This window comes from Burkholderia sp. PvR073 (assembly GCF_054055695.1).
Map to the genome: position 1 here is coordinate 290,479 of NZ_JBSRXO010000003.1, position 12,624 is coordinate 303,102.

Annotated in this window: 6 protein-coding genes and 1 pseudogene; 2 read left to right on the forward strand and 5 right to left on the reverse strand. The window is 68.8% G+C overall.

The features are described from left to right. Nucleotides 1–92: 92 nt before the first annotated feature. Both ACVK00_RS13055 and ACVK00_RS13060 read right to left on the reverse strand, forming a co-directional pair. Nucleotides 93–818: a copper homeostasis protein CutC gene (locus ACVK00_RS13055; protein WP_284894299.1), complete on the reverse strand. Its 726-nt coding sequence runs from the start codon at nt 816–818 to the stop codon at nt 93–95. Between the two features lie 87 nt (nt 819–905). After that, nucleotides 906–2,192 (reverse strand): sensor domain-containing phosphodiesterase, encoded by a 1,287-nt coding sequence (locus ACVK00_RS13060; RefSeq protein WP_228905938.1) that lies wholly within the window; start codon nt 2,190–2,192, stop codon nt 906–908. A 291-nt stretch (nt 2,193–2,483) separates the two neighbouring features. Here ACVK00_RS13060 and ACVK00_RS13065 point away from each other — a divergent pair, with 291 nt between their 5' ends. Next, the gene (locus ACVK00_RS13065) at nt 2,484–4,151 is read left to right on the forward strand and encodes a Na+/H+ antiporter (RefSeq protein ID WP_284894298.1); all 1,668 of its coding nucleotides are present in this window, start codon (nt 2,484–2,486) and stop codon (nt 4,149–4,151) included. 333 nt (nt 4,152–4,484) lie between these two features. Then, nucleotides 4,485–5,903: a glycoside hydrolase family 1 protein gene (locus tag ACVK00_RS13070; protein WP_354122873.1), complete on the forward strand. Its 1,419-nt coding sequence runs from the start codon at nt 4,485–4,487 to the stop codon at nt 5,901–5,903. A gap of 316 nt (nt 5,904–6,219) precedes the next feature. Here ACVK00_RS13070 and ACVK00_RS13075 read toward each other — a convergent pair whose 3' ends face one another. The 3 genes and pseudogenes from ACVK00_RS13075 to ACVK00_RS13085 all read right to left on the reverse strand — a co-directional run bounded on the left by ACVK00_RS13075 (nt 6,220) and on the right by ACVK00_RS13085 (nt 12,551). Beyond that, on the reverse strand, nt 6,220–9,792 hold the full coding sequence (locus ACVK00_RS13075) for an indolepyruvate ferredoxin oxidoreductase family protein (protein ID WP_284894296.1): 3,573 nt from the start codon (nt 9,790–9,792) through the stop codon (nt 6,220–6,222). Nucleotides 9,793–10,486: 694 nt separating this feature from the next. Further along, a pseudogene (locus ACVK00_RS13080) lies at nt 10,487–10,603 on the reverse strand (cellulose synthase subunit BcsC-related outer membrane protein); the annotation flags it as partial. Between the two features lie 1,390 nt (nt 10,604–11,993). After that, a complete protein-coding gene (locus ACVK00_RS13085) occupies nt 11,994–12,551 on the reverse strand; it encodes a sugar O-acetyltransferase (RefSeq protein ID WP_284894295.1) in 558 nt (185 codons plus the stop codon). Nucleotides 12,552–12,624 lie beyond the last annotated feature (73 nt).

The window sequence follows — 12,624 nt, forward strand, 5'->3', positions numbered from 1 at the left end:
CCACGTACCAACGAAAAAGCCGGGGCATGCCCCGGCTTTTTTTCACCCGATCGTCTGCGCCGCGTTGCCCTGCGCATCGCGAAGCGTGCGCGTCACACGTGCGCCGCCGCGCCGTCGAGCGCCGCGCGCACGCGCTCGACCTGCTGGGCGTCGACGGGCGCCAGCACCTCGCCGCGCACCCGCACGCCCGAGCCGAAATGCACCGCGCGCACGCCGGTCGCGCGGACGAAATCGCCGACCGCATCGACCGTGAGCCCCGAGCCGGCCAGCACCGTGCAGGTCGAGCCGGCCGCCTGCCGCACCATCCGCGTGATCGTCGCGACGGCGTCGAGCACCGACGGATGGCCGCCCGACGTCAGCACCGACGTGACGGCCGGCACGCGCAGCAGCGCATCGAATGCGGCGTTCAGGTCGCGCGACACGTCGAACGCGCGATGGAACGTCAGGTCGCGCCCGTCCGCGGCGGCCGCGATGCGGGCGAGCGCGCCGAGATCGACGTCGCCGCGCGCATCGAGCGCACCGAACACGACGCCGTTCGCGCCCGCCGCGACGGCCGCGCGCACGTCGCGTTCGATCACGCGCAGATCGTCGGCGTCGTAGACGAACGACCGGCTGTGCGGGCGCACGATCACGTTGACGGGAATCGGCACCGCGGCCACGACGGCCTCGATCAGGCCGACGCTCGGCGTGAGCCCGCCCTCGGTGATCGCGGTCACGAGTTCGAGGCGGTCGGCCCCCGCGCGGGCGGCGGCCTTCGCGTCGCCGACGGTCGTGGCGATCACTTCGAGGAGGACGGAGGAACGGGCGGTACGGTTCATCGGCGGCTCGCGAATCGTCAGGACAATTCGCGCATCCTAGCCGAGCGGCGTGAACCGCGCCAGCGCGGCGCCTGCACGCCGCCCGCGCTATGCGCCGCCGATCTCCTCGTCGACCCAGTCGATATCGCCGCACAGCACGTGCTGCGCGTCGCCGATGCGCACGGCCACCGACAGCGTCACGCACGGCTGCGCCTCGTTGATCGACAGGTACGGACGCGTCACCTGCACGCGTCCGGGCTCGGCGATCGCCGTGCGGAAGTACGGCCGGCGCAGCCAGTTCGCACCCTGCGCATCCGACAGCGGCGAGAAGCGCGCCTCGGCGAGCGCGCGGTCCGCGCGCAGCACGACGTTGCGGCCCGCCTGGCGGCCCCGCGCGTCGAGCAGGAAGCAGCGCGCGGCGGCGTCGAGCGCGAGGAAGTTCCAGCACACCTCGTCGAGCGGCTCGCCGGCCGCCACCCGCTCGGCCGCGCGCTCGAACGCGCGCAGGTACGGCGCGAGCCGCTGCGCGTCGCGCCGCTCGCGCGCTTCGGTCTGCTCACGAAAGCGCTCGGTCAGCTCGCCGATGCAGCCGGTCGCCGCCGCGCTGTCGGGCAGCCCGGGCGCCGGGCGGCCGAAGTAATAGCCCTGCACGAAATCGGCCTCGCACGACAGCGCGATCTGCGCGTCGTGCTCGGTCTCGATCCCTTCGACGAGCACCAGCTTGCCGGCCTCGTGCAGCAGCGTGACGAGCCCGTGCAGGATCGCGGTGAGCCCCGTGCGGTGCGCCGCGTGGGACAGCATGATCCGGTCGAGCTTCACGATGTCCGGGTTCAGCTGCCAGATCCGCTCGAGGTTCGAGTGGCCGGCGCCGAAATCGTCGAGCGCGATCAGGAAGCCCTGCGCGCGGAACTCGCGCACGGCGTCGGCGAGCCGCTCGACGTCTTCCGCGCGCTGCTCGAGCACTTCGAGCACGACGCGGCGCGGCGGCATGCCGATCCGCTTCAGGTTCGCGAGCAGCGCGGCGGCCTGGAACGGATCGGTGAGCACGCCCGGATGCACGTTGAGGAACAGCCACTCGCGCTCGGCGCCGAGCAGCGCGAAGTTCTCGAGGTGCAGCGCCTGCGCGAGCCGGTCGAGCTGCAGCAGCTCGCCCTGGCGCGCGGCCTCGCCGAACACGTCGAGCGGCGACACCGCGCGGTCAAGCACGTCATGCGCGCGCAACAGCGCCTCGTAGCCCACCGCACGCTGGTGCGACAGGCTGAAGATCGGCTGAAACACGGTCGTGAGCGTCAGGTCGCGATGCCGCGTCGCCAGGCGTTCGAGGCCGGAGCTCATCTCCCGCTCGAAACGATACGGCGACGCGGTGGCCGGGCGCTCCTGCTGCACGATCGTCATGGCTTCCTCCTGGCGATGCAGCCGAACGCGGCGGTGGTTCGAAATGGCGCGCGCAATGTCATGGTCGAATCCTCGGTTGTCCGGCCGGTGCCGGACGGTACGCAAGCATCAAGCAAGCTTCGTGCAAGCCCTGAACACGCGCGCCACGCCTGCGTGCGGCGCCGCCGCACCAGCGTGGCGCAGGCCGGATGCACCGTTTGCGTGCATGCGCACCGGCGCACTCGAACGCACCCGTCACGCCGTCACGCTACACTCCGTCCGATCGTTTCATTCTCCACAATTGCCGTATCGATGGAAATCGTCTTTACAGTCCTGATTCTGCTGCTCACCGTCGCGCTGTCCGGCGCGGCCACGCGCGTGCTGCCGTTGCGGCTTCCGCTGCCGCTGATGCAGATCGCGTTCGGCGCGATGCTCGCGTGGCCGAAACTCAATCTGCACGTCACGTTCGATCCCGAAATCTTCATGCTGCTGTTCATTCCGCCGCTGCTGTTCGCGGACGGCTGGCGGATTCCGAAACGCGAGCTGTACCTGCAGCGCCGTGCGATCCTGATGCTCGCGTTCGGGCTCGTGTTCATGACCGTACTCGCAGTCGGCTACTTCGCGCACTGGCTGATACCCGAGTTGCCGCTGCCGATCGCGTTCGCGCTCGCGGCCGTGCTGTCGCCCACCGACGCGGTCGCGCTGTCGGGCATCGCCGGCCGTGGCCGGATTCCGCCGCAACTGATGCACATCCTCGAAGGCGAGGCGCTGATGAACGACGCGTCGGGCCTCGTCGCGCTGAAGTTCGCAGTCGCGGCCGCGCTCACGGGCGTGTTCTCGCTGCGCGAGGCGTCGATCACGTTCGTGATCGTCGCCGCCGGCGGCCTGGCGACGGGCGCGATCGTCGCGTGGCTGTTCAGCGCGCTGTCGACGCGCTTCCTGAACGCCGAGCAGGAAGGCGACCCGGCCCCCGGCATCGTGATGACGCTGCTCGTGCCGTTCGCCGCCTATCTGTTCGCCGAGCACCTCGACCTGTCGGGCGTGCTCGCGGCCGTGTCGGCCGGGATGATGATGAACTACACCAGCTTCTCCCGCAAAAGCACCGTCGCGTCGCGCGTGCGTGCCGAAAGCACGTGGGCGATGATCGAGTTCGTGTTCAACGGCATGGTGTTCATCATGCTCGGGCTGCAGTTGCCGCACATCATCGGCCGCGCGCTCGTCGACGCGCACCACACGAGCGACGCGCTCGTCGGCCGGATGATCTTCAACGTGTGCGCGATGATGCTCGCGCTGTATGCGATCCGCTTCCTGTGGGTCTGGCTGCTGCGCTGGATCGCGAGCCGCCGCGCCGCGCGCCACGGCCTCACGGGCACGATGGCCGGCATCCGCACGATCGCGGTGATGACGGTCGGCGGCGTGCGCGGCGCGGTCACGCTCGCGGGCGTGCTGTCGATCCCCGTCGCACTGTCCAACGGCGCACCGCTGCCGGGGCGGGACACCGCGATCTTCGTCGCGTCGGCGGTGATACTCGGTTCGCTGATCGTCGCGGTGATCGGGCTGCCGCTGCTGCTGCGCGGCGTGCGCTCGACGCGCAACCCGCTCGCCGACGAGGAACGCACCGCGCGCGCGGCCGCCGCGCAGGCCGCGATTCGCGCGATCGACTCGTCGCACGACGCGATCTCGGCCGATCTCGACGAATCGGGCGCCGCCCGCTGCGCGGACATCTCCGCGCGTGTAATGGACCAGTATCGCCGCCGTCTGGCCGCACTCGCCGAGGACGGCCCGACGCCGCGCGCGGAAGCGAAGCAGACCGAGACGATGGAACTGCAGATGCGGATCGCGGCGGTGCGCGCGGAACGCTCGGTGCTGTACCGGCTGCGCGGCGAAAGCAAGATTTCCGACGAGACGCTGACGAAGCTGATTCGCGAGATCGACCTGTCGGAAACGGCGCTGTCGACGCGCAAGAAAGGCATCGTCTGACGATGGGGCCGCGCAGCGGCCTGCTGCGACGCCCGTCGCATGCAACGCCGGACTAGACGCCTCCCTCTAGAGGCCGGGATTCGACCGGCGGCATATTCAAAAAAATTAAACGGGACGTCCTTATTATTTGTTGCGGGCCGTCACGATACCGGCGCCCGCATGCATGCCGGGCCGGACGATTCCCTCAGGCCCGCTCATCCCATGTGTCTTCAGCGAACGTCGAGGGCCGGACGCATTGATCCGGCGCGCGCGCACTTCGCCGCGCCTCATGCCTCTTTAATCGCAATCCTAATCAAAAACGCGGATGCCATTCGCCGAAAAACGAGTAAGCCCATGATCAAACCCATCTCGCTTCAGAGCCGCCGACGATTTCTGGCGCAAGGCACCGCCATGCTCGGCAGCGGCATGCTGTCCGCCTGCGGCGGCGATTCGATCGACTCCGACGCCTCCGCCCGCTTCGCCGACGACTTCGTGTGGGGCGTCGCCACCGCGGCGCCGCAAATCGAAAGCCGCGACGGCCGCGGACGCAGCAACTGGGACGTGTTCGCCGACCAGCCCGGCACGATCACCGACGGCTCGACGAATGCGCGCTGCATCGATTTCGAGAAACGCTACCCGGGCGACCTCTCGCTGCTCGCGAACGCGGGCGTCCAGGCGTTCCGGTTCTCGACCGCGTGGCCGCGCGTGCAGCCGGACGGCCCCGGCGCGGCGAGCGAAACGGGCCTCGCCACCTACGATCGCATGGTCGACGCGATGCTGGAGCAGCACCTCACGCCCTACCTGACGCTGTTTCACTGGGACATTCCGGTGTGGGCCGGCGATTTTCGCGACCGCGACATCGCGTACCGGCTGGCCGACTACGCGGAGCAGGTGTCGCGCCGGCTCGGCGACCGGGTCAAGCACTGGATGATGCTGAACGAGCCCAACGGCGTCGCGCTGTCCGGCTACGCGTACGGCGCGTCGCCGCCGCGCGCGCAGTCCATGGGGGCGATGTTCGCCGCGATCCACCATCAGAACCTCGCGCAGGGGCTGATGTTCCAGGCCGTGCGTGCGAACGTGCGGGGCGCGGCGCAGGTCGGCACCACGATCAGCGGGCGGCCGGTGCACGCGGCCACGAATGCGGCCGCCGATCAGGCCGCCGCCGCGCAGTTCGACGCGATCTGGCATCGCGCGTTTCTCGACCCGCTGTACGGCAAGGGCTATCCGGCCGAGCTGCAGGCGGCGCTGGCGCCGCTCGTGCAGCCGGGCGACATGACGACGATCGCGGCAAACCCGGACTTTCTCGGCGTGCAGTATTACAACTGCTTCTACGTGAAGGCCGGCGCCAACGGCGCGGGCTTCACGCTGGCCGCCAGCCCGGCGAACGAAATCCAGACGCTGGGATATCCGGTGGAGCCGTACGGGATGTCCGAGATGCTGCTGCGCGTCCACCGCGACTACGGCGCGCCGCGCATCCTCGTCACCGAGACCGGCTTCGCGATCGCCGAGCCCGCGCCGAGCGGCGGCATCGTCGACGACGGCCCGCGTATCGACTACCTCGCGAGCTATCTGAACGCCGCGCACGACGCGTATCGGCAGGGTGTGCGCCTCGGCGGGCTGTTCTACTGGGCCGGAATGGATAGTTGGGAGTGGTCCAGCGGCTTCGCGAAGAAATTCGGGCTGATCCACGTCGACCCGGCAACGCAGCAACGCGTGCCGAAACGCAGCCTCGCGTACTACTCGCGCTGCATCGCCGGCAATCGCGTCGCGTAGGCGGCGCAAGCGCGCAGGCCGGCAGGCGGGCGGCCTGCGAACCCACGCGCCCGCCTGCCCGCGGCGCCCCGCCGGCCGTCGCGCGGGCGCGTCGTTCCCCGGTCCCCGCAGTGAATCGCCGCGCCGCGCGTTCGCGTTACTTCGCGACGACGACCGGAATGCCCTTCAGGCGCGCGGGCGCGTCGCCCCCCGGTCCCCGCAGTGAATCGCCGCGCCGCCGTTCGCGTTACTTCGCGACGACGACCGGAATGCCCTTCAGGCGCGCGGGCGCGTCGCCCCCGGTCCCCGCAGCGAATCGCCGCGCCGCGCGTTCGCGTTACTTCGCGACGACGACCGGAATGCCCTTCAGCATCCCCGCGCCCTTCATCTCGTCGAGCGCATGCTGCACGGCCGCGCTCGTCGCCGCGTCGATGCCGAGCTGCAGCGCGAGCTCGCGCTCCGCGCGCTTCACGCCGGCCAGGTTGCGCACCTTCACGTGGCCGAAGCCGCGCACGCGGGCGTGCAAGTCGGCCAGCTGAGCGACCTGCGCCGCATTGCCGGCGGTCAGCGCGGCGAGCGCGCGCGTGAGCGTCGTCTCGTAGTCGTCCGCGAGCGCGCGCTCCATCCTGCGCTCGGCCGTGCGGCCAAACGGATCGAGCCACGTGCCGCGCAGGCTGCGCACGCGCGCCAGCATGCCGAACACCGGCCACATCCACTGGCCGAACTCGCGCTTCTTCGGCGCGCTGCCGTCGTGTCCCGCCTTCGCGACCGTCGGCGGCGCCAGGTTGAACTTCACGCGATAGGCCTGCCCCGGCACGCCTTCGAACTGCGCCTCGAGCGCCGTGCGGAACGCGCCGTCCGCATACAGCCGCGCGACCTCGTATTCGTCCTTCACAGCGAGCAGCCGGTAGAACGTCGTCGCGACCGCACGCGTCAGTGCGTCGTCGCCCTTCGCGCGCGCCGCGTTCACCAGTGCGCGGTAGCGCTCGACGTAACGCGCGCCACCGTATGCGTCGAGGCGTGCTTCACGATCGGCGATCAGTTCGGCGAGCGTCTCCGGCGCGGCCTGCGCGGCCACCGTGTGACGCGCGTTCCACAATGCGTCGAGGCCCGCCGCGTCGCCGGCCGCCATCCGGCCGATCGAGAACGCGAGCTTGTTCATCGGCACCGCGACGTTGTTCAGTTCGATCGCGCGCATCATCGCGGCGAGCGACACCGGCACGAGGCCGAGTTGCCATGCGTAGCCGAGCATCAGGATGTTCGCGCCGATCGAGTCGCCGAGGAACTTCGCGGCGAGCGCCTGCGCGTCGCAGCTCGACAGGTAGCCGTCGCCGGCCGCGTGATGCATCTTCTCGAGCAGCGCGTCCGCGTGCAGGTTCGCGTCGGGATCCTGCACGAACGACGCGTTCGGAATCCGGTGCGTGTTGACGACGATCCGCGACCGCTCGTGGCGCACCGTCTGCAATGCCTCGGCACTCGCGCCGACGACCATGTCGCACGCGAGCAGCACGTCGGCCTGCTGCGTGTCGATGCGCACCTGGTTCAGCCATTTGTCGCTCGACGCGATCCGCACGAACGACAGCACCGAGCCGCCCTTCTGCGCGAAGCCCATGAAGTCGAGCACCGACGCGCTCTTGCCCTCGAGGTGCGCGGCCATGCTGATCAGCGCGCCGACCGTCACGACGCCCGTGCCGCCGACGCCCGTCACGAGCATGTCGAACGGCGCCGCGTCGAGATGCGTCGCCGGCACCGGCAGCGCGTCGACGCGCGCGGCGAGCGCCGCTTCATCGAATGCCGCGCCCGCGGCCTTCTTCAGCGCCGCGCCTTCGACCGTCACGAAGCTCGGGCAGAAGCCGTTTACGCACGAGTAGTCCTTGTTGCACGACGACTGGTCGATGCGGCGCTTGCGGCCGAGCGGCGTCTCGAGCGGCTCGACCGACAGGCAGTTCGACTGCACGCCGCAGTCGCCGCAGCCTTCGCACACCGCGTCGTTGATGAACAGGCGCTTGTCCGGGTCGGGGAACTCGCCCTTCTTGCGGCGGCGACGCTTCTCCGCCGCGCAGGTCTGGTCGTAGATCAGCACGGTGACGCCCGGCGTCTCGCGCAGCTCGCGCTGCACCGTGTCGAGCTCGCTGCGGTGATGGAACGTCGTGCCGGCCGGGAACTGCCCGTGATGGCCGTCGTACTTCTCCGGCTCATCGGACACCACGACGAAGCGCGACACGCCTTCCGCCTCGACCTGCCGCGCGATCTGCGGCACCGAAATGCTGCCGTCGACCGGCTGGCCGCCCGTCATCGCGACCGCGTCGTTGTAGAGGATCTTGTACGTGATGTTCGCCTTCGCGGCGACCGCCTGGCGGATCGCGAGGATGCCCGAGTGGAAGTAGGTGCCGTCGCCGAGGTTCTGGAACACGTGCTTCGTGTTGGTGAACATCGCGTGCGCGGCCCAGTCGACGCCCTCGCCGCCCATCTGGATCAGGCCCGTCGTGTCGCGCTCCATCCACGACGCCATGAAGTGGCAGCCGATGCCGGCCTGCGCGATCGAGCCTTTCGGCACCTTCGTCGACGTGTTGTGCGGGCAGCCCGAGCAGAAGTACGGCGTGCGCTTCACCGCGTCCGCTTCGTTCGACAGGATCCGCGGCGCGACGAGATCCACGACGCGTTCGCGGCGATCGAGCGCCGGCTTGTGGTGCGCAAGCCATTCGGCGAACACCGGCAGGATCCGCGACGGCCGCAGCTCGCCGAGTTCGGACAACAGGCAGGCACCCTGCGCATCGTGCTTGCCGAGCACGCGCGGGCGGGCGCCGTCCGCGCGGTTGTACAGGTAGTCCTTGATCTGCTGCTCGATGACGGGGCCCTTCTCCTCGATCACCAGCACTTCGGCGAGCCCGTCGACGAAGGTCTCGATGCGCGTCATCTCGAGCGGATACGACAGGCCGACCTTGTAGATCCGCACGCCGGCCGCGTCGAGGTCGGCCACCGTCAGGTCGAGACGGCGCAGCGCTTCCATCAGGTCGAGGTGCGCCTTGCCGCAGGTGACGATGCCGACGTTCGCCCGCGCGCTCGGGGCGATCCACTTGTCGATGCTGTTGGTGCGCGCGAAGTGGCGCACCGCGTCGAGCTTCGCGGCGAGGCGCGCCTCGATCGTGAGACTCGGCAGGTCGGGCCAGCGGTTGTGCAGGCCGCCCGCCGGCGGCGTGAAGCCCGCCGGCGCCGGCCATTGCGTCTGCAGCGCGTCGAGATCGACGGTCGAGCCGGACTCGACGGTTTCCGAGATCGCCTTGAAGCCGACCCATGCGCCCGAATAGCGCGACAGCGCCCAGCCGTACAGGCCGAACTCGAGCATGTCGGCGATGTTCGACGGGTTCACGACCGGCATGTGCCACGCGATCATCGCGAAGTCGCTCTGGTGCGGCATCGACGACGACACGCAGCCATGGTCGTCGCCCGCCACCACCAGCACGCCACCGTGCGGCGACGAACCATATGCGTTGCCGTGCTTGAGCGCGTCGCCGGCACGGTCGACGCCGGGGCCCTTGCCGTACCACATCGCGTACACGCCATCGACGGTGCGCTCCGGGTCGGCCTCGACGCGCTGCGTGCCGAGCACCGCGGTGCCGCCGAGTTCCTCGTTGATCGCGGGCAGAAAGCGCACGCCGCTGCCGTCGAGCAGTTTCTGCGCCTTCCACAGCTGCTGGTCGACCATCCCGAGCGGCGAGCCGCGGTAGCCGCTGACGAAGCCGGCCGTGTTGAGCCCCTGCGCGGCGTCGGATGCGCGCTGCATCAACAACAGGCGGACCAGCGCCTGCGTGCCGGTCAGGAAGATCCGGCCGCGCGTGGCGGTCAGGTTGTCGGTCAGACGATAGTCGGATAGTGCGGGCGGGCCGTCGACGGGCAGGCGGGCGGTCATGGGGGATGTCTCCTGATTGTGCTGTTCTGGGCCGCGCACCGGGGCGTCGGGCGATGCCGGCCGGAGGTGGCTGGATGGCTCTATTTTTTCGCGGGGAGACGAGAAAGTTTTTTCTCATCTTGCTCGGCCGGCGCCGAAGTGAGAAAAACTGCGCAGGTTTCGGGCGGGAATTGAGAGAGTTTTCGCGCGGGGTAGTGGGCGGCGGTTGGGGGGCGGTCGGGATGGGTGGGCGCTTGCCTCGAAATGGCCGGGGGATGAGCGGGACGCAGGCCGCGGGCGCGGCGGCGGGCGCTCGCGGCCCGTGCGACAAGGGTTTGGGCGGGGGAACGGGGGCGTGCTCACCCATCGATTTCACAGCGTTCGGAGTGGTTGCGGGCGCGGGATGTCCACAATGCGGGGGGCTGCCGGCCGAGTTGGTGATCGCGCTCACCGTTCAATCGCACAGGGTTTCGAGTCGCGTCGGGGGCCGGATGTCCACACCTCAATCGGTCCGCCGCTCAAGCGGATTCCGACGCTCATCGTTGAAATCCACAGCGCGACGAGTCGATGCCGGCAGGAGATATCCACACCGCCGCATCCCTACCTCGCCGCTGCGACGTTCGCCCTCACCTTCCGGATGCACAGGGTCGTGAGTCGATTCGGCGGCAGGATATCCACATCTCCGTCCGGCCTCGGCGCGCGCCGCTGCGCAGTCGAACGACGCGTTCACGGTGAAGCTCGCCGGGCCCGCGTCGAAGCGGTAGCGCACGCCGCCGACCAGGTAATGCACCGGGAAACCAAGCGGCGACGTGCCGAGATCGACGCGCAGAGACGCCGGTAGGAATGTGGATATCGGCGCCCGCGGACACTCCAGACCCTGTGAATTTCGACGGTGAGCACCGGCACGCGCTCGAACAACGGTGCCGATTCGGGCGTGGACAGCTCTCTCCGCGACGACTCCAAACACTGTGAATTTCGATGGTGAGTGACCGCACGCGCTCGAACAAGGGCGCCAATACGGTATGAACAGCCCGCTCCGCGACGACCCTAAACGCTGTGAATTTCGACGGTGAGTGAAGGCAGACAATCAAACGAGCACGCCGGTTCGGGCGCGAATCACCCGACCCGCGACGACTCCGAACACTATGAATTCCAGCAGTGAGCGACGACACGACGATCGAATCAGGGCGCTGATTCGGGTGTGGACAGGCCAACCCAAGACCAGTCGAGACGCTGTGAAATCCAACGGTGAGCGTGGGCATTCTGTCGCGCGAAGGCGCCGCTTCGGCGCGAACAGCCTCGCCCGCAACCGCTCGGCGGCCCGTGCACCCGGATTCGCGCAGCTCCGCTGAGCCGCTTGCACGCGCCCTCACCGCTGAAATACATAGCACGCCGACTGGCTTCCGCGACCGGCTATCCACATCGGCTCACGGACGCGAACGGGAACGCGCGATCGCGAGTGCGGTTAGAATGCGCGACCGCTCGATCGGCCACCGACGCTCACCATTGAAATACACAGCGCTTCGAGTGAATGCGGCTGCGAGATATCCGCACCGCGATACGCGTCCGGATCTATCGCCGATCCGCGCGTGCCGTTAGAATGCGCGGCGCCCCGAATTCTCGCGCGACACCCGCGCGACTCCCGGAAGTCCGCACCAGGCAAGCCTCACGCGCAATCGGCCGCCGACGCTCACCATTGGAATCCACAGCGCTTCGAGTGAATTCGGCTGCGAGATATCCACACCGTGATATGGGTCCGGATCTATCGCCGATCCGCGCGTGCCGTTAGAATGCGCGGCGCCCCGAATTCTCGCGCGACACCCGCGCGACTCCCGGAAGTCCGCACCAGGCAAGCCTCACGCGCAACCGGCCGCCGACGCTCACCCTTCGAAAGCACAGCATTTTTCGTCGTTGAGAGCCACGGTTGTCCACACCCTGCATCACGCATCCGGCCGCATGCGGTCATGCTCACCGATGAAAATCACAGCGTGCCGAGTGCTTTGGGGCCGGGATATCCACAACCGACGCCGCTCAGGAATGCGCGGCCAGCGCATCGGCGACGTCGGCTCATGCACTTGCCCACGACCGGTGTCGAATGCCGGAAAGCCCCGCCGATTCTGCCTCCGGCCACACACTCACCGTTCGCATCCACAGCGTTTCGAGTGGACGGAAGCGCCGGTTATCCACATTCACGCCGCCGCAGGAGAGGCCCGCAGGCACCGTCACTCGGCAATCGAACGGATGATCCGCGCCGGATTTCCACCGACCAGCGTATCCGGCGGAACGTCGCGCGTCACGACGGAACCCGCGCCGACCACCGAGTTCTCGCCGATCGTCACGCCGCCGATGATCGTCGCGCCCGCGCCGATCCACACGTTGTTCCCGATCACGATCGGCCGCGCGACGACGAAGTCGCGCCGGCGGGACGGCTCGACCGGATGGCCCGACGTGATGAGGCTGACGTTTGGCCCGATCATCACGTCGTCGCCGATGTCGAGGCCGCCGAGGTCATAGAACGTGCAGTTCTGGTTGACGAACACGTTGCGGCCGATCCGTGTGTCGGCACCGCCCGTCGCGTAGAACGGCGGGATCAGCAGGAAGCCGTCATCCATCGACTTGCCGATCAGTTCTCCGAACAAGGTGCGGACTTCGTGCGCATCGTCGAACGTCAGACGGTTGAGCCGGGCGATGATTGCCATCGTTCGCGCGAGCTCGGCCCGCATCGCGGCCGATTCCGGCGTGCGCCGGGGAATGATCGTGATGCGATCGTCGTTCGCCATTCGTTGCTGTTCTCCGTGTGCGATCGAACCGGCATGCGGCGCACGCGATTCCCTGGTCTTGAATTCGATGATT

Excerpts from the sequence above, each read along its gene's own strand:
- ACVK00_RS13055 (WP_284894299.1), bottom strand. The coding sequence starts at position 818 with ATGAACCGTACCGCCCGTTCCTCCGTCCTCCTCGAAGTGATCGCCACG.
- ACVK00_RS13060 (WP_228905938.1), bottom strand. The coding sequence starts at position 2,192 with ATGACGATCGTGCAGCAGGAGCGCCCGGCCACCGCGTCGCCGTATCGT.
- ACVK00_RS13065 (WP_284894298.1), top strand. The coding sequence starts at position 2,484 with ATGGAAATCGTCTTTACAGTCCTGATTCTGCTGCTCACCGTCGCGCTG.
- ACVK00_RS13070 (WP_354122873.1), top strand. The coding sequence starts at position 4,485 with ATGATCAAACCCATCTCGCTTCAGAGCCGCCGACGATTTCTGGCGCAA.
- ACVK00_RS13075 (WP_284894296.1), bottom strand. The coding sequence starts at position 9,792 with ATGACCGCCCGCCTGCCCGTCGACGGCCCGCCCGCACTATCCGACTAT.
- ACVK00_RS13085 (WP_284894295.1), bottom strand. The coding sequence starts at position 12,551 with ATGGCGAACGACGATCGCATCACGATCATTCCCCGGCGCACGCCGGAA.